This is a genomic window from Bacillus basilensis (assembly GCF_050630465.1).
Classification (GTDB): Bacteria; Bacillota; Bacilli; order Bacillales; family Bacillaceae_G; genus Bacillus_A; species Bacillus_A basilensis.
Map to the genome: position 1 here is coordinate 159,119 of NZ_JBNTQO010000008.1, position 19,029 is coordinate 178,147.

The window sequence follows — 19,029 nt, forward strand, 5'->3', positions numbered from 1 at the left end:
TACTTCCGAAAACAAAAAATGAAAAGAATAATAAAAAAGCTTATCATTACGTGTTAAAGGATAAGCTTTTTTATTTAGCGTTCGATAGAACTCTTTACTTAGGAATTCCCCACTTCTAAACGAAGTGAAAGTGGGGGTAGTTCAATTGTAATTACAACAAATTAGTTAAGAAAGACTTAAATACAAGTGGTTACTAAAATAGTGTCTTTCTTAAACTGTTCTCATTTAATGTTCCTCATGTAACAGTCTTCTTATCTCATTTTTTCTAAGAGTCATCCCAGCTTCAGAAACTGTGTAACGGAAACCAAAGAAACATGAAGCCAAATTAATACAGTAAAAGAACAATGTGAACTACCCGCCACTTAACGTCCTAACGGATTGTTTGAAGTGGGGGCTTCTCGGTTAGTCGTTACTTTTGGTAGCTAACGAATTCGTCCTAAGACAGCCGAGCTAACTCCCTTGTTCCAAGGGTTATTTTATTGCTATCTATGCTAACGCCAATAGGCGTATTGCTTCATTTTTGATATTGATAGCTGCGTTATAATCTCTATCGAGATTTACACCGCATATACAAGAATAGACTCGCTCAGACAATGACATATTTTTCACATTTCCACAACTGCTACATGTTTTTGTGGAAGGAAACCATTTGTCTATTTTCACAAGCCGTTTGCCTTGTTCATTTAGTTTATAAGCTAAGAAAGAAGTGAACATACCCCAAGCATTATCAGCGACGCTTTTTCCAAAATGAAGTGCTTGCGATATTCCCTTCATATTTAGATCTTCAATAGCTACAACATCAAAATGAGTAGCTAACTCTTTAGACTTATGATGAAGGAAGTTCTTACGTTGGTTTGCTACTTTTTCATGTAGCTTAGCTACACGGATACGTTGTTTATTCCAACGCCCTGAACCTTTTGTACGTCTTGATAATACTCGTTGAGCATTTGCTAATCGGTCTAACATTTCACGATAGAACTTAGGATAATTGGCTCTCTCATCCTCAGAACTGACGTATAATTGATCCATCGCAAAGTCTAATCCAACAACTGTTTCTACTTCTTTTTGTACGATCTCTTTTTCGTATTCAGTCAAAATGGACACATAGTATTTACCAGTGGGTGTCATAGAAATCGTACATGACTTGATTATATGGCCTTGTGGTATTTCTCTATGCTGTTTGATACGTACCATTTTCAGTTTTGGCAATTTGATATGACCGTTAAGCAACATAATATTTCCGTTCACTACATTCGTTGTATAAGACTTTCTGTCTTTTTTGCTTTTGAATGTTGGGAAGTCATTTTGACCACGAAAGAAATTTTTATAGGCAGTTTGCAAGTTTAGTTGAGCATTTGCCAAAGCTAATGAATCAACTTCTTTTAACCACTCAAATTCTGCTTTGTATTTCGCAGGAGTGGGAAGCTTTTGTTTCTTTAGTTGATCCGTATCATCTTTATGTTTTTCATACGCTTCTTTCCGTTCAGCTAACATTCTGTTATACACGAAACGTACACAACCGAAGGTTTTACGCATAAGATGTGCTTGGTCTTCTGTTGGATACAAACGGAATTTATATGCTTTATTCTGCTTTGTCATATCATTTCACCTCACTTTTCACTTTGATTTTCAATATATGTTTTTACTACGTCTATTGGCGAGCCACCAGTAGTTAGCAAGCAAAAACTTCTTGACCAAAACATCTCTTTCCAAAGTTTCTTTTTCACTTGTGGAAAGTCTCTTTTAATAAGTCGAGAACTTGCACTTTTATAAGCATTGATGAATTTTGTCATTTCTGTATTAGGGTGTGCCTTGAACAAAATATGAACATGGTCTACATCATGATTCCATTCAACTAATGTGATGTTATAGTTTTCAGATAGTCGAACAAACATATCTTTTGCATAGTCTGACATATCATCATCAAACACATTTCTTCTGTATTTCACGACCAACACAAGGTGATAATACAACAAGAATACTGAATGGTTATTACTATCTAATTTCATTTATATACCAGCCTTTATCATTTATAAGACTGATTATATCAGAGGCAAAATAAAAAGGAAAACCTTTTGGCTACGCCAAACCGAAATTCATCTCCCACTTACCGTTGGGCTACGCCCTTCACACGCTTGAGGAAGGAGAATTCTTTCGGGAAATTCGTTAAAAATATGTTGTGATTATAAAATGGTGCCAAGAAAGGATTGCTCATTTTATGCTTCTACAGTTCATACAATAAATTGATGAATTTTTAAAAGCGTAACTATATTCGGAATTTTAGGCTGATGGTGAGGGAAGTAAAGATGCTTGGTGTTGTGAAAAATTAGGTAGTTTAAAAGGGGATTTTTTATGAAGAATGAACGAGTAGTAACTTGTAATAAAAAAGGAAGTATTGCAGTCGTTACAATTCAAAATCCACCAGTCAACACTTTAAGTTTAGAAGTAGTTCAACAATTAGTAGATGTATTAGAGGAAATAGAAATTGATAATGATATTTCAGTCGTAATTATAACTGGAAGTGGAGAAAAGGCCTTTGTAGCAGGAGGGAATATAAAAGAATTTCCAGATTGGATGGGCAAAGGTGAAAAATATGCCGAGATGAAATCATTAGAATTGCAACAACCCCTTAATCAACTAGAGAATCTGTCCAAACCGACTATAGCTGCTGTTAATGGGGTAGCACTAGGTGGTGGATGTGAATTAGCACTTGCGTGTGACTTAAGGATAATAGAAGAACAATCTTTAATTGGATTACCCGAAATTACGTTAGGTTTATTTCCTGGGGCTGGAGGAACCCAACGCTTACCTAGATTAATTGGAGAAGGGAAAGCAAAAGAGATGATGTTCACAGGGAAATCGATTACAGCTAAAGAAGCAAAAGAAATAGGCTTGGCTAACTACATTACCCCTCGAGGAGAGGCGTTAAATAAAGCAAAAGAGATTGCAAGGGATATAAGTAAATTTTCTCTTCCAGCTCTCGCCTATATGAAGTTGGCAATTCGCGAAGGGGCAGCAGTACCTTTACAAGAAGGGCTTGAGATTGAAGCGCGTTACTTTGGAAAAGTATTTCAAACAGAAGATGTGAAGGAGGGGGTAAAGGCATTTATTGAAAAAAGAATGCCGCATTTTACAAATAAATAGAATGGGACGAAAAAAGTTATCCAGGTTTATTCTACACTATGTCAACATAGCTGCTGTTTTTAAAGCTATTTATTTGTTTTTCGTAACACCTTTCAGATCTAGTTCGTCTAATAAATAGATTTGTAGTAGCATGTCTATTTCAAAAGTGAAAATAAATAAAAAGGCGGAGGAATAGAATGGAAAATGGTACAAATGAAAAGGAAATAAATCAAACGCCTTTAGTAAGTGTATTAATTCCTACGTATAATCGTCCACACTACTTTGAAAAAGCTTTATGTAGTGTATTAGAACAAACGTATCCTAATATAGAAATTATAATAGGGGATGATAGTACAAACGACGAAACAGAGAAAGTGTTACAAAAGTACTTGTATGATCATTCAAATATTATTTATATAAAAAATAAGTCAACTCTTGGACAATTTGAGAACTCACGTATGTTATTTCATAAAGCGAAAGGTGAGTATATAAACTTCTTAATGGACGATGATTTATTTCATGTAAATAAAATTGAAAAAATGATGAAATACTTTTTAAATGACCTAGATAATGAAATTAAGCTTGTAACATCCCATCGCCAAGTAATGGATGCAGAAGGAAACTTATTGCCAGATGTTTATTCAACGATGCGTTTATTTTATACAGATACGATTATAGATGGGCCACAATTAGGAAAAATGGTGATTACGAATCAAAAGAATTATATAGGAGAACCGACAACGGTTTTATTTCGTAAAAGTGATTTAACAGAACCGTATGGTGTATTTGATAAAAGGCGGTATCTTTGCAACGTAGATGTAGCTTCATGGTTATCCTTACTGAGTAAAGGGAAAGCAGTATATATAGCGGAGACACTCAGTTACTTTCGATTACATTCAAATCAGCAGTTAAATGAATCTAATAAAATGATGGATGGGTTAGAAGATTTTTCTCATAGTATTATTATAGCTGGAGAAAAATATGGTTTCTTATCCTCCGAAGAGGAGTTAGACAGAGCTATTACAAATTTTCTAGACTATGCAAGAAGAATTGTTCCATCATCCATATTATATTCATTAGACTACTATCAACAAATCAAGCTAAAGAAAATAAATATTGAAAAGAAAAAACAGCGTATGAATATCAACTCGCACCTCCCAAAAGTCAGTATACTAATTCCTGCCTACAATAGACCTCATTACTTAGAATTAGCCCTCAAAAGTGCTTTGAATCAAACCTATGAAAATATTGAAATTATAATTTCTGACGATAGTACAAATGATGAAGTAAAAACAATGATCCAGCCATACTTAAAAGAACATGAATGTATAACATATGTTAAAAATGAAAATCCATTGGTGGCTGAAAATTTTAATCAATGTATAGAGCTTGCTACTGGTGAATATATAAATTTTTTATTAGATGATGATTTATTTCATCTTGAAAAGATTGAGAGAATGATGAAATACTTTTTTGAATGTGAAAATATTGCATTTGTGACGTCGTACCGTGAACTGATTGATGAGAATGGAGAGGTATTACCCCCCTCAACATTGAATGTGAAAATTGCCACAGAAACTACAATTTTTGAAGGGGAAACACTAGGGAATTATATGTTGAAACACTTGAAAAACGTAGTTGGAGAACCGACAACGGTTTTGTTTAATCGCAATTTTTTTGGAGGAAAATTTGGTTATTTTAAGGGGAAAGCGTATTCGTCTATTAATGACATTGCAACTTGGTTAGATATGATGAGGAAAGGAAAAGTAGTTTATATAGAGGAACCTCTTAGCTACTTTAGACAACATAGTGGACAAAATCAAAAACAAATGTACTTTATATTAATGACAATTGAAGAATGGATTGAATTAATTACAGATGCACATAATAGTGGGTTTTTAAATACTGAACAAGATTATAAAGAGAGCTTATCTTATTGTTTGGAGAATGCGGGATTTATACTTAAGGATGCAGTAAGAAGTGGAGAACTAGATCAAATTTATAATGAAAAGATAAAAAGCGGGTTAATTAAACTAGTTACTCATATATTTGAGAAAAATATTTGTTATTGCCAATATTGCAATCAAGAATTTAAAAGTTTTTCTCCTTGGCCAGCACATTATGATTTTCTAAAATATGAATTTGAGATGTGGAATAAAGATACAGGTATCTGTCCAGTTTGCTATTCGATGGATCGTGACAGGTTGTATCGTGCGTACATTGAAACAGAAACGGATTTGTTAAGTAGGAATTATACTATGCTTCATATTGCACCTGAAGTGAAGGTAAGAGGATGGCTTAACCAGTTTAAAAACATTACTTATATATGTGGGGATTTAGAACCAAAGGATTCTTTAATGGAGGAAATTGATATTACGAGAATTGCATACGAAAATAATACCTTTGATGTTATTTTATGTAGTCATGTATTAGAACACGTGCCTGACGATGAAAAAGCAATGCGAGAATTATATAGGGTACTAAAGCCAAATGGATGGGGAATTATTCAAGTGCCAATCGTAATGAATGTAGATTTTATTATAGAGGATAAATCTATTGTAACGCCATTATTGAGAAAAATAGCCTTTGGTCAAGAAGATCATGTTAGGATTTATAATCGATCGGGATTTATTCAACGATTAACAGATGCGGGCTTTAAGGTGGAATTGTATAACATAGCTCAGAAACAAGGAATAGAAATTGCTAGGAAATTCGGATTATCTGAAACGGATATGCTCTATATTGTCCGAAAATGATAGAAAGGAATAGATGCATATGGAGAATATTCCTTTTTTACGTGCTTCAATTGTACCTGCAAACGAGTACTTAGATGAATTAGAGCAAATTGATATATCCCACATATATACAAATTATGGACCTATAAATCAACGTTTTGAAGAAACAATTATGTCGGAATTTTTTCAGAACAGGGGAGCAGTTACAACAGTAGCAAACGCAACGCTAGGGTTAATGGCGGCAATTCAATGTAAGAAAAGAAAAAAAGGAAAGTATGCTCTTATGCCTAGTTTTACATTCCCTGCTACTCCATTGGCAGCTATTTGGTGTGGCTTGGAGCCTTATTTTATTGATATTTCATTAGATGATTGGTGTATGGATAAAACGGTACTTTTGGATAAGATTGATGAATTAAAAGAAGAGGTTGCAGTTGTTGTTCCATATGCAACATTCGGATCATGGATGGACTTGAAAGACTATGAAGAATTAGAGAAAAAGGGCGTTCCGGTTGTTGTAGATGCAGCACCAGGGTTTGGATTAATGCATGAGGGTGTACATTACGGTCAGAATTTTAGTGGTATGATTGTATATAGCTTTCATGCAACAAAGCCTTTCGGAATTGGTGAAGGTGGTATGATATATAGCCATAATGAGGAAGAGATAAATCAAATTAAAAGAATGGGTAATTTTGGATTTGATCATAATCGTGAATGTACGATGATGGGGTTTAACTGTAAAATGACTGAATATGCAGCAGCTATTGGGATTACAACGATAAATAAATGGAATCAAAAAATGCAAGAACGAACTCGTATCTCTGAATGGTATAAACAGTTATTAAAAAGTACGGGATTAATAAAAAAAGGCTGGCAAGTTCAAAAGACAAAAGCAGTTATTCATCAATTTATGCCTATCCTCTCTTCAGAAAAAATTAACAATATGCAGATAATAGAAGAGTTGAAAAAGCAAAAGATAGAAGCTAGATCATATTTTTCACCATCTTGTCATCAACAAGATTTTTTTAAAAAATATAAGTCTACAGATTTAACAAATACAAATAAAATATCAAAACGAATAATTAGTCTACCTTTATGGGAGGGAATGAAAAAAGAAATCGTAGAGAAAATTATAATATGTTTAATGCAGAAGGGGATGTCCACAGATGAATAGTTTTTATAGTCAAGAAGAGTTGAGCGAAATTGGCTTTTTATCTGTCGGGGAAAATGTATTAATAAGTAAAAAAACCAGCATATATAATCCAGGTGCTATATCTGTTGGAAATAATGTAAGAATCGATGACTTTTGCATTTTAAGTGGCAAAATTACAATTGGAAGTTATTCGCATATAGCGGCATATACAGCGTTATTTGGAGGAGAAATGGGGATTGAAATGCATGATTTTGCAAATATTTCATCAAAAACAATTGTATATGCAGCAATCGATGATTTTAGCGGAAATACATTAATGGGACCGACTGTTCCACATCAATATAAAAATGTGAAAGCTGGAAAAGTTATTTTAAAAAAGCATGCCATTGTTGGTACGCATTCTATTATCTTTCCAAATGTAGTAATAGGAGAAGGAGCGGCAGTTGGTGCGATGAGTATGGTAAAAGAAAGTTTAGATGATTGGTATATGTATGTTGGGGTGCCCGTAAGAAAAATAAAAGCTCGTAAAAAAAAGATAGTAGAATTAGAAAATGAATTTTTAAAAAGCATTAATTCCTGAGTGTTTAAAAGATTTTGTTGCAGCATTTCTCAAAAAAATAAAAAAAGACATGTATGAGGGGATATTATGTGATTACTGTATTATTTATGGGGCTATCTTTATAGTTGTCTTTTTGTAGTAAAGAGGGTTGTTGTAACACATTGCTATTCCAAAGTAAAAAAACGTTATTCTTTCTAAATAAGCTAAATAGGAAAGAATAACGTTTTTTTTATGAATTTCTCGATTAAATTTATATATGAGTAGGGTTAGTATGGTATGTATTGTATGAGGTATCCTTAGGGCAATAGGAATTAGTGTTATATAGAAAAAATAAGTGCAGAGAGCATCTAAATGGGATGCTTTTTTATTTTGCATAGAAAAAGGAACCCAGAAGGGTCCCTTTTCTTATTCCGATCTATCTTAAGCGCATATAAGATAATGTTATTTTACATCTTAATATTAGGAATTACAATAAAGAAGTAAAGATTACCGTGAGGTGGTGTAAATAGGAGAAAGAACCATAAGTATTACTGCATGCTCTGGTTGTAATGAGCCTTGCATCTGGATATTAAATGTCTATTAAGTAAATTTGTCAAATTTTTTCTACAGGTGTTTCATAAAGGTAGATTAATTCGTAAATATGAAGCATTACGCTATAAGATAGAAATACTTACAAATTTTAAAAGAATTCCATTTGTGTACCAAGAAGCAAAATATTTTTATGATAAAATATAGAAAAAGATGATTAAGAAGGGATAATTAAAGTGAAACCAACAATTTATGATGTTGCAGAAAAAGCAGGTGTATCAATAGCGACAGTATCCAAGGTAATTAATCAAACTGGGCGTATTAGTGAAAAAACAATAAACAAAGTAAATCAGGTAATGGATGAACTAGATTACCAGCCAAGTAGTGTAGCGGCAGCGTTAACAGGTAAAAAAACATATGCAATTGGGGTACTTGTCCCAGATATCTCAAATCCTTTTTTTGCTGAAGTAGCAAGAGCGTTCGAAAATAGTGCACGAGAATCAGGGTATACACTCATTTTATGTAGTACAGACCATCAAACAAAACGTGAGCATGAATACATTGATTTATTATTTAAAAAGCAAGTAGATGGCATTATTATAGCAACGGAGCTAAATGATTATAAACTTGTAAAAAAAATCGTAAATCGAGATTTGCCACTTGTATTATTCACTGTAGATCATCCTTCCATCACGACTCATGTTGTGACAACTGATGATATGAGAGGAGGCTATCTAGCTGGAAGTTATCTAACGCAGAAAGGCCATACATCTTTAACGATTATGATGGAGAAGGATAGAAAAAGTAGCTTAGGGAGATTGACTGGTTTCAAACAAGCTCTTACGGATTCAGGAATTTCGTTAGATGACGATGCTATTATTAGTTGCTATTCGACAGTGGAAGATAGCAAACGTGCAAGTAAAGAGTTACTTCATTTGCCTAACAGACCTACAGCGGTTTTTGCTTGTACAGATTTGATTGCTATATGCCTATTGAATGAAGCAAGAAAACAAGGGCTTTCGATTCCAGAAGATTTATCAATTATCGGATTTGATAATACAATCTATGCTGAGATTGCAGATCCGGGGTTAACGACGATTGAACAGCCAATTACACAAATGGCAGCTTGTACGTTTGAACAACTCTTAAAAACGATGGAAATGAAGGAACATGCTAAGCAAAAAATTACTATTATTCCTCAATTAGTAGAGCGATCATCAGTAAAAGATATTACATGTTAGCATTTTCGATATCCTACTTGAATGTAACAAAAAGAAGGTCATCTTAACCATATACAGTTATGATGACCTTCTATTATATATAGGATTTATACAGAGAATTGCTCTCCACTTTTCGTATTTAAATCCTGCTCCATCTCATTTTCCTTTGGAATAGTAAGGAAATGAGTTAAAAATGCCCCAAAGAAGTACAATCCAGCAAAGAGCCACATCACACCGCCTACACCTAATGGACCGATGAAAACAGTTACGACTAATGGTCCAACAAAGGCTGATAATCCTGAACCTAAATTTAAGACTGACATTGCAGCTCCTTTATTTTCGGGAGCTAAAGATGGGACTAACGCTGTAAGAGGTACATAACCGGCAAGTGTTGCTCCGTAGCAACATGCAACAAATAATATAGCCCAATAATTATGCCCTACCATTTGTGGTACATAATAGAGTGCAAGAGTTACAATTCCGCAACCGACTCCTCCGAACCATTTAATCGTATTTACCCAGCCAAACTTGTCTCCAACAATACCAAAAATAATATTAAACACCATATTTACAAAGAATAGAGTACCCCAAATTTGAAGCCATTCAGTCATCGTAAAATTATATTTCATCATATAAGTAGGCAGGAAAACAACAAATCCAAACTGAGCGGCCGAGTTTATAATTTTAACAATACCACCTATACCAACTTTAGGATTTTCAAATGCGATGGTAATGCCTTTTAGTAATTCGCTTGATTTGTTAGCGCTTACGGTTTGTGCTTTAAATCTGTCCTTATTTACAACAATTGAGAACAATCCCCCGACGACAACAAAAATTAAAGCACTCCATAAAGTAGCGATTTCTCCGATTTTAGGAACCATATAGCTAGAATAGAAGGCTCCGATAACACTAAGTCCAAGCTGGAATACGAACCAGAACCAGCCTACTGCTCTTGAGAGCATTTGCTGCGGAGTACTGTAAGATACCCAAACCAGGAAAGAATAAGCAAATAAGGGATAACCAAACCCTCGTAGGGCATAACAAATTAATATTACTGGATAATTCATATGTTGAATTCCTATACCGATGAAACCAATTGATCCTAAAATAAATGATACTAAACCAAATGTCATTACTTTTCTTGGTCCCCACATTTGTACAAATACCCCTGAAAACCAAGAGGAAGCAGATACAGTAATACCGTAAATAGTAAACAAAAATGCAGCATGTTCTAGCGTTAGTCCTTTTTCAACGAGATAAGGGGATAACCATCCCTGTTCTAACCCGTCCCCAATCATAAAAACGATAATTCCTATGTATCCCCAAGTTAAATTAGAAGGGATACCAATCTTGTCCATAAATGTTTTGTTTGAACTAATAGCGTTCATTCTCCCACCACCGATAAGTTTTTTGGTTAAGCGCTTAATTATTTTTGATAAAAAAAGTATACGCTTACATTATGGGAGGCGTCAATTAAATTTTTTGACAATTTACAACTTTCTTTTATAGAACATTCTATTTACTTATTGGAGAATAAAGTAATGATGAATATGAAAAGAAAGGCATACCTTATAGATGGGGGGTTACTATTTAAAAGGCTGGGTTTTCTTTGTTATATCAGTATTTTAAAAGAATATATTTGTAGCTTTTTAGAGTGTTTATTTCTAATTATTAATTTTTATTTTTATGTAATACGTATATTGAGGGAATGCAAAATTCGGATGAAAAGAAAAGTATTCAAAAAATAAAAATGTTTTCAATTTAGAATCAAGTGTGTATAATGAAGAAAAACAGGGAAAGCGCTTAACTAAATTGATGTGCTAAACCTTATAGACTTTCATTTCGTTTCTTAAATTTTAATAAAGAGGGAGAAATCATATGAATGTTTTAACGATTGGTATTATTGGTGCTGGACGAATTGGGAAACTGCATGTAGATAATTTGCAGCTTATGCCACAAGTAAAAATTAAAGCGGTTTCAGATGTAGTGATTAGTCATCTAGAAAAGTGGGCTGAAGATAAAGGGATTTCCACGCTGACTACAAACTATCAGGATTTATTAGCAGATCCAGAAATTGATGCTGTCTTTATATGTTCACCAACAAATACACATGCGCAAATTATTAAAGAAGCGGCTCTTGCGAAAAAACACATTTTCTGCGAAAAGCCTGTTAGTTTCTCAGTAGAAGAAACATTAGATGCATTAGAAGTGGTAAAAGAACAAGGAGTATCTCTTCAAGTAGGTTTTAACCGTCGTTTCGATCCTAACTTCAGAAAAGTCTATGATCTTATTCAACAAGGAGAAGTGGGACACCCACATATTTTAAAAATTACGTCTAGAGATCCACAACCGCCAAGTATAGAATATGTTCGTTCTTCAGGTGGATTGTTTATGGATATGATGATTCATGATTTTGATATGGCTAGATATTTGATGAATAGTGAAGTTGTTGAAGTATTTGCATATGGAACAACATTAATTGATCCATCTATTCAGGAAGTAAATGATGTTGATACTGCAATTGTCACATTAAAATTTGCGAATGGAGCTTTAGGGGTAATTGATAATAGCCGCCAAGCTGTTTATGGATATGACCAGCGTGTGGAAGTGTTTGGTGAAAAAGGCGCGGTTGCTGCGGATAATTGTTGCCCGACAACAGTACAAGTTTCAAAAACAGAAGGTGTTGTAAAAGATAAGCCGCTTTATTTCTTCTTAGAGCGCTACACGCAAGCTTACATTGAGGAAGTAACACAATTTACAAAGTCAATTATAGAAGGACAAGCTGTTATTTGCAGTGGTAATGATGGGTTACAAGCAGAACGAATTGCGAAAGCTGCGAAGGAATCTTTACTAACAGGAAAACCTGTTCAAATTGAACATAAACAGCCTGCGTTAAACCAATAAAGAGAGCGCTTACTTCTAGAAAGATAAAGGGTTATGAATATTAGGTTTATAAAAATATGAACCATATCATTCACTCTTTCATAAAGCATAGGAGGTAGTAACAATGAATCCACTTATTTTTAAAGAAGATTGTCCATTAGACCTAATTGCAGTTGGACGTTTATGCGTTGATTTAAATGCCAATGAAACACAACGTCCTATGGAAGAAACAAGAACGTTTACTAAGTATGTGGGGGGATCTCCTGCGAATATCGCAATTGGTACGGCACGTCTTGGCTTACAAACAGGATTTATCGGTAAAGTGTCCGATGATCAAATGGGCCGCTTTATTACAGGCTACTTAAAGGACAACAATATTAATACGGATCAGATATGTATTGATCGCACTGGTGCAGTGACAGGTCTAGCTTTTACAGAAATTAAAAGCCCTGAAGATTGTAGTATTTTAATGTACCGCGACAATGTCGCAGATTTAAATCTTGATCCAACAGAAGTATCTGAGGACTATATTAAACAATCAAAGGCTCTCTTAATTTCAGGAACAGCTTTAGCGAAAAGTCCTTCTCGCGAGGCGGTATTTTTAGCGCTAGAATATGCGCGTAAACATGATGTAGTCGTATTTTTTGATGTTGATTACCGCCCTTATACATGGCAGTCAGAAGCTGAAACGGCTGTGTATTACAATCTAGCGGCTGAAAAATCTGATGTCATTATTGGAACGCGTGAAGAATTCGATATGATGGAAAAACTATTAAACTACGAACAATCTAATGATCAAGTTACAGCTGAAAGATGGTTTTCTCATCATGCAAAAATCGTCGTAATTAAGCATGGCGGGGATGGTTCAATCGCTTATACGAGAGACGGTCAATCGCACCGCGGCGGTATCTTTAAAACAAAGGTATTAAAGACGTTTGGCGCTGGCGACTCGTATGCATCTGCGTTTATTTATGGCTTAATGCAAGGGCTTGAAATTCCTCAGGCGATGCGATTAGGTGGTGCTTCTGCTTCCATTGTTATTTCTAAACATAGCTGTTCGGATGCAATGCCAACAAGGGCAGAGATTTCTACATTCATGGAAACGGCTGAGGAAATTGTATAGAAACATCATAAACCATTAATTAAGCAAGGGCGTATCTTATATACGCTTCTACATTACATAAAAGGGAGAGAATGAATATGACAGTACAAACAGCACAAATTGTAAAAAACTACATTGGCGGCGAATGGGTAGAATCTATTTCAACTAAGTTGGAAGCTGTATATAATCCTGCAACAGGAGAAGTAATTGCACAGGTACCACTTTCAACAAAAGTAGATGTTGAACAAGCTGTATTAGCAGCAAATGAAGCATTCAAATCTTGGTCCAAAACGGCTGTGCCAAAACGTGCTCGTATTCTATTTAAATATCAACAATTATTAGTAGATAACTGGGAAGAGTTAGCGAAACTGATTACGATTGAAAACGGAAAAAGCTATAACGAAGCTTACGGTGAAGTTCTTCGTGGTATTGAGTGCGTGGAGTTTGCTGCAGGTGCTCCTACATTAATGATGGGAAAACAACTTCCTGATATCGCGACAGGTATTGAGTCTGGTATGTATCGTTACCCAATTGGTGTTATAGGCGGCATTACACCTTTTAACTTCCCAATGATGGTTCCATGCTGGATGTTCCCACTTGCAATTGCTTGTGGTAATACATTTGTATTAAAACCTTCAGAGCGTACACCACTCTTAGCAGCAAAATTAGCCGAATTAGCTGAAGAAGCAGGCTTACCAAAGGGTGTATTAAATATCGTAAATGGCGCTCACGATGTAGTAAACGGTCTTCTGGAACATAAATTAGTGAAGGCAATTTCATTTGTAGGTTCTCAGCCTGTCGCAGAATATGTATACAAAAAGGGAACAGAAAACTTAAAACGCGTGCAAGCATTAGCAGGTGCGAAAAACCATTCCATTGTATTAAATGATGCGAATCTTGAACTAGCAACAAAGCAAATTATTAGTGCTGCATTCGGTTCAGCTGGTGAACGTTGTATGGCTGCTTCTGTTGTAACAGTAGAAGAAGAAATTGCTGATCAATTAGTTGAAAGACTCGTAGAAGAAGCAAATAAAATCGTAATCGGCAATGGTCTTGATGAAGATGTATTTTTAGGACCAGTTATTCGTGATAACCATAAAGAGCGTACAATTGGTTACATCGATTCAGGTGTAGAACAGGGAGCTACATTAGTTCGTGATGGACGCGAAGATACGGCTGTAAAAGGAGCTGGCTACTTCGTTGGCCCAACAATTTTTGACCATGTTACAAAAGAAATGAAAATCTGGCAAGATGAGATTTTTGCTCCTGTTTTATCCATTGTTCGTGTGAAATCATTAGATGAAGCAATTGAAATTGCGAATGAGTCTCGCTTTGCAAATGGAGCTTGTATTTATACAGATAGCGGGGCAAGTGTACGTCAATTCCGTGAAACAATTGAATCAGGTATGTTAGGTGTGAATGTTGGGGTTCCAGCACCAATGGCATTCTTCCCATTCTCTGGCTGGAAAGACTCTTTCTATGGTGATCTTCATGCGAACGGTACGGACGGCGTTGAGTTTTATACAAGAAAGAAAATGCTTACATCTCGTTGGGAAAAGTAATCTTTAAGTGAAAAGTAGAATCTGTCTAGTTGCTTGTAAGCAAAAGTAAGGAAAGTAGTAAAACATAAGAAGGAAGTATTAGGAGTCTATCAAATTCCTAATACTCCTTTTTCATATGCAGAATGACTGTTAGAGATAGAAAGGAGCAAATCATATGCAAACTGTTAGAATGACGACGGCGCAAGCATTGGTAAAATTTTTAAATCAGCAATATGTAGAGTTTGATGGAAAGCAACAAAAGTTTGTTAAGGGAATCTTTACGATTTTTGGTCATGGAAATGTAGTAGGCCTAGGTCAAGCTTTAGAAGAAGACGCAGGGGAATTAGAAGTATATCAAGGGAGAAATGAGCAAGGAATGGCAAATGCTGCAATGGCTTTTGCAAAACAAAAACATAGAAAACAAATTATGGCATGTACTTCTTCAGTTGGTCCTGGATCAGCAAATATGATTACCTCTGCAGCAACTGCTTCTGCAAATAATATTCCCGTTTTATTACTTCCAGGAGATGTATTTGCAACGAGACAGCCTGATCCTGTTCTTCAACAAATTGAACAAACGCATGACTTATCTATTTCTACGAATGATGCTTTTCGTGCGGTAAGTAAGTACTGGGACCGGATAAATCGTCCTGAACAATTGATGACAGCTATGATTCAAGCCATGCGTGTTTTAACGAATCCGGCAGATACAGGAGCTGTAACAATTTGTTTACCACAAGATGTCCAAGGGGAAGCGTGGGATTTTCCAAGTTACTTCTTCCAAAAGCGCGTTCATCGTATTGAGCGTCGCCTACCTACAAAAGCAAGCTTAGCGGATGCGGTTGAAATGATTAAGAGAAAGAAAAAGCCAATTATGATTTGCGGTGGTGGTGTAAGATACGCCGAAGCGGCAGAGGAGCTGAAACAGTTTGCTGAGACATTCCGTATTCCATTTGGAGAAACACAAGCTGGGAAAAGTGCGATAGAAAGCAATCATCCATATAATCTTGGCGGTATTGGGGTAACTGGAAATTTAGCAGCTAATACAATTGCAAAGGAAGCGGATCTTGTTATTGGAATTGGGACGAGATTTACTGATTTTACAACGGCATCTAAGCAATTATTCCAAAAAGAAGAGGTTGAGTTTTTAAACATCAACATTTCAGAATTCCATGCGAATAAGCTTGATGCATTAAAGATTATAGCAGATGCGAAAGAAGCGCTTCTTGCTTTAATAGATGAACTGCAAGTAATTGATTATCGATCTAGTTATACGGTAGAAATTGCTGATGCAAAAGAGGCTTGGAAAACAGAATTATCACGTCTACATAATATTCGCTTTACAGGTCAAGATTTTACGCCAGAAGTTGAAGGCCATTTCGATGGAAATTTAAATGAGTATGTAGACGCACTTGGTACAGAATTAACACAGACTGCCGTCATTGGACAAATCAATACATTACTTGACGAAGATTCGATTATTGTTGGTGCAGCAGGAAGTCTTCCAGGTGATTTACAAAGAATGTGGGCACCTAGAAAACCTAATACATATCACATGGAGTATGGATACTCTTGTATGGGTTATGAGGTTGCCGGCGCGCTTGGTGCAAAGCTAGCTGAACCATCGAAGGAAGTATATGCAATGGTAGGGGATGGAAGTTACCAAATGCTACATTCTGAGCTTGTCACAAGTCTTCAAGAAAACAAAAAAATTAATGTTTTATTGTTTGATAACTCTGGATTTGGCTGCATTAATAACTTACAAATGGGTAATGGAATGGGGAGCTTCGGAACAGAGTTTCGTTACCGAAACCAGGAAACTCGTAAATTAAACGGGGCTATTATGAAAATAGATTTTGCAGCTAGCGCGGCTGGATATGGCGTAAAAACGTATCAAGTTACATCAATGGAACAATTACAGGAAGCGCTTAAGGATGCGAAAAAACAAACAGTTTCTACATTAATTGATATTAAAGTATTACCAAAAACAATGACAAATGGATACGATTCATGGTGGCATGTAGGTGTTGCAGAGGTATCTAATAGTCAAAGTGTACAAGCTGCGTACGAGGATAAAATAAGCAACTTGCAACAGGCAAGGTCTTATTAGATTAGAGCACAAAGAGAGCTTTTTATCTACATGCATATTGATTAGGAAGCTCTCTTTTTAATGACCAGTTAAGAGAATTTGGCGAAATTCTATCACATTTTGTAAAGAGGAGAGACAAGGGGATGTTCAAAGAAAATGCAATTAAACTTGGAATTGCACCAATTGCTTGGACAAATGATGATATGCCGGAGCTAGGAGCAGAAAATACGTTTGAACAATGTATTAGTGAGATGGCACTAGCTGGATTTAATGGAAGTGAAGTAGGGAATAAATACCCGAGAAATACAGTTGTATTAAAAAAATCTTTGGAATTACGAAACTTGGAGATTGCTAGTGCATGGTTTAGTACGTTTTTAACAACGAATCCGATTGAAGAGACGGTAGAAGAATTTATTAAGCATAGGGATTTCTTACATGATATGGGTGCAAAAGTCATCGTTGTTTCAGAGCAAGGACATAGTATTCAAGGTTTAATGGATGTACCACTATTTCGCAATAAACCCGTTTTTACAGAAGAAGAGTGGGAAAAGCTAGCGGATGGGTTACATCACCTCGGTAAATTAGCTCAGGAAAAGGGGCTACATATTGTATACCATCACCATATGGGTACGGGTGTTCAAACAACGGCAGAAATTGAAAAGTTAATGGATATGACGAATCCAGAGCTTGTATCCCTACTTTTTGATACAGGTCATCTTGTTTTTTCAGGAGAAGAGCCGCTTTATGTTTTGAAAAAATATTTACCTCGTATTAAACATGTACATTTAAAAGATATTCGCCAGGAAGTAGTAGATGCTGTAAAGGAAAACAATTTAAGCTTCTTACAGGCAGTGAAGAATGGTGCATTTACAGTTCCTGGAGATGGCGTAATTGTATTTGATGAAGTGTTTAATACCCTTGCGAACTCTGAGTATAAAGGATGGTTTGTGGTAGAAGCAGAGCAAGACCCGGCTCTAGCGAATCCTTTTGAATACGCATTAAAAGCTCGAAAATTTATACAAGAAAAAGCAGGTTTGTAATTTAAGCGTTTTAAGATTATCCCTAAGTAAATGGTATGGTAATCAACATGTCTTCTTACAAAAGGGGTAAAAAGACGAGAAGGTTGATTTTACATTTAATAAATAATATTGAAAAAGGTGAATGTGTAATGCCATTAGTTCAAATGAAGGATATTTTAATAAAGGCAAATCAAGAGAATTATGGGGTTGGTGCTTTTAGTGTCGCTAATATGGAAATGGTAATGGGAGCTATTCAAGCAGCTGAAGAGTTACGTTCCCCGCTCATTCTACAAATTGCGGAAGTTCGTTTGAATCATTCGCCCATTCATATAATTGGTCCTTTGATGGTAGCTGCAGCGAAAAAAGCAACTGTTCCAGTAGCAGTTCACTTTGATCACGGTATGACATTTGAAAAGATTCAAGAGACATTAGAAATTGGTTTTAGTTCGGTTATGTTTGATGGCTCTCACTATCCGTTAGAAGAGAATATCCAAAGGACAAAAGAAGTTGTGGAGCTTGCGAAACAGTACGGAGCGACAGTAGAGGCTGAGATTGGCAGAGTAGGTGGTAGTGAGGACGGATCAGAAGATATTGAAATGATGCTGACAAATACTAAAGAAGCAAAAAGATTTGCAGAAGAAACAGATGTTGATGCGTTAGCTGTTGCGATTGGAAATGCGCACGGGATGTACAATGGAGACCCTGATTTACGATTAGACCGCTTGCAGGAGATTAATGGGATAGTCGATATTCCTTTAGTATTACATGGTGGGTCTGGCATTAGCCCGGAGGATTTCAAGCAATGTATTCAACATGGTGTTCGAAAAATTAATGTAGCAACAGCGACGTTTCAGAATATAGTTTCTACGGTTAACACTGCTGTCCTAAATACTCCTTATTCAGATTACTTTATGTATCATCAAGATGTAATTGAGGCCGCATACGAAAACGTTAAAAATCATATGCTCATTTTCGGAAGTGAAAACAAAGCACAACCAGAAAAGGTTTCTTCATTAAATAATAGAAGGAACTCATAATTTAGTTAGCTGACAAAGGTAGAGAATGATAGAGTAGCCAGTG

Annotated in this window: 14 protein-coding genes; 11 read left to right on the forward strand and 3 right to left on the reverse strand. The window is 35.6% G+C overall.

Going from position 1 to position 19,029, the window contains the following annotated elements:
- Positions 1-486: 486 nt before the first annotated feature.
- A complete protein-coding gene (locus ACQVV1_RS17380; protein ID WP_431169243.1) occupies positions 487-1,599 on the reverse strand; it encodes an RNA-guided endonuclease TnpB family protein in 1,113 nt (370 codons plus the stop codon).
- Between the two features lie 11 nt (positions 1,600-1,610).
- Positions 1,611-2,009 (reverse strand): IS200/IS605-like element ISBth16 family transposase, encoded by a 399-nt coding sequence (gene tnpA / locus ACQVV1_RS17385; protein ID WP_000762752.1) that lies wholly within the window; start codon positions 2,007-2,009, stop codon positions 1,611-1,613.
- A 343-nt stretch (positions 2,010-2,352) separates the two neighbouring features.
- Here tnpA and ACQVV1_RS17390 point away from each other — a divergent pair, with 343 nt between their 5' ends.
- From ACQVV1_RS17390 to ACQVV1_RS17410, 5 genes are all read left to right on the forward strand, one after another.
- Positions 2,353-3,144, forward strand: a complete 792-nt coding sequence (locus ACQVV1_RS17390; protein WP_431169244.1) for an enoyl-CoA hydratase — start codon at positions 2,353-2,355, stop codon at positions 3,142-3,144.
- A gap of 176 nt (positions 3,145-3,320) precedes the next feature.
- The gene (locus ACQVV1_RS17395) at positions 3,321-5,879 is read left to right on the forward strand and encodes a glycosyltransferase (protein ID WP_431169245.1); all 2,559 of its coding nucleotides are present in this window, start codon (positions 3,321-3,323) and stop codon (positions 5,877-5,879) included.
- A gap of 19 nt (positions 5,880-5,898) precedes the next feature.
- Positions 5,899-7,029 (forward strand): aminotransferase class I/II-fold pyridoxal phosphate-dependent enzyme, encoded by a 1,131-nt coding sequence (locus ACQVV1_RS17400; RefSeq protein WP_431169246.1) that lies wholly within the window; start codon positions 5,899-5,901, stop codon positions 7,027-7,029.
- The gene (locus ACQVV1_RS17405) at positions 7,022-7,588 is read left to right on the forward strand and encodes an acyltransferase (RefSeq protein WP_431169247.1); all 567 of its coding nucleotides are present in this window, start codon (positions 7,022-7,024) and stop codon (positions 7,586-7,588) included. Before ACQVV1_RS17400 ends, ACQVV1_RS17405 begins: the two co-directional genes overlap by 8 nt.
- Positions 7,589-8,331: 743 nt before the next feature.
- Positions 8,332-9,336 (forward strand): LacI family DNA-binding transcriptional regulator, encoded by a 1,005-nt coding sequence (locus tag ACQVV1_RS17410; RefSeq protein ID WP_431169248.1) that lies wholly within the window; start codon positions 8,332-8,334, stop codon positions 9,334-9,336.
- An 86-nt stretch (positions 9,337-9,422) separates the two neighbouring features.
- Here ACQVV1_RS17410 and ACQVV1_RS17415 read toward each other — a convergent pair whose 3' ends face one another.
- Positions 9,423-10,703 (reverse strand): MFS transporter, encoded by a 1,281-nt coding sequence (locus ACQVV1_RS17415; RefSeq protein ID WP_431169249.1) that lies wholly within the window; start codon positions 10,701-10,703, stop codon positions 9,423-9,425.
- Between the two features lie 490 nt (positions 10,704-11,193).
- Between ACQVV1_RS17415 and iolG the strand changes: the two genes are divergently transcribed.
- The 6 genes from iolG to ACQVV1_RS17445 all read left to right on the forward strand — a co-directional run bounded on the left by iolG (position 11,194) and on the right by ACQVV1_RS17445 (position 18,986).
- A complete protein-coding gene (iolG, locus tag ACQVV1_RS17420) occupies positions 11,194-12,219 on the forward strand; it encodes an inositol 2-dehydrogenase (protein ID WP_431169250.1) in 1,026 nt (341 codons plus the stop codon).
- Positions 12,220-12,322: 103 nt separating this feature from the next.
- Positions 12,323-13,321: a 5-dehydro-2-deoxygluconokinase gene (gene iolC / locus ACQVV1_RS17425; RefSeq protein ID WP_431169251.1), complete on the forward strand. Its 999-nt coding sequence runs from the start codon at positions 12,323-12,325 to the stop codon at positions 13,319-13,321.
- Between the two features lie 77 nt (positions 13,322-13,398).
- A complete protein-coding gene (locus ACQVV1_RS17430) occupies positions 13,399-14,862 on the forward strand; it encodes a CoA-acylating methylmalonate-semialdehyde dehydrogenase (RefSeq protein ID WP_431169252.1) in 1,464 nt (487 codons plus the stop codon).
- Positions 14,863-15,016: 154 nt separating this feature from the next.
- Positions 15,017-16,951, forward strand: coding sequence for a 3D-(3,5/4)-trihydroxycyclohexane-1,2-dione acylhydrolase (decyclizing) (gene iolD / locus ACQVV1_RS17435; RefSeq protein ID WP_431169253.1), 1,935 nt, complete (start codon positions 15,017-15,019; stop codon positions 16,949-16,951).
- A gap of 122 nt (positions 16,952-17,073) precedes the next feature.
- Entirely contained in the window at positions 17,074-17,970 is an 897-nt protein-coding gene (iolE, locus tag ACQVV1_RS17440) for a myo-inosose-2 dehydratase (protein ID WP_252209302.1), read from the forward strand.
- Between the two features lie 128 nt (positions 17,971-18,098).
- The gene (locus ACQVV1_RS17445) at positions 18,099-18,986 is read left to right on the forward strand and encodes a class II fructose-bisphosphate aldolase (RefSeq protein WP_431169254.1); all 888 of its coding nucleotides are present in this window, start codon (positions 18,099-18,101) and stop codon (positions 18,984-18,986) included.
- Positions 18,987-19,029 lie beyond the last annotated feature (43 nt).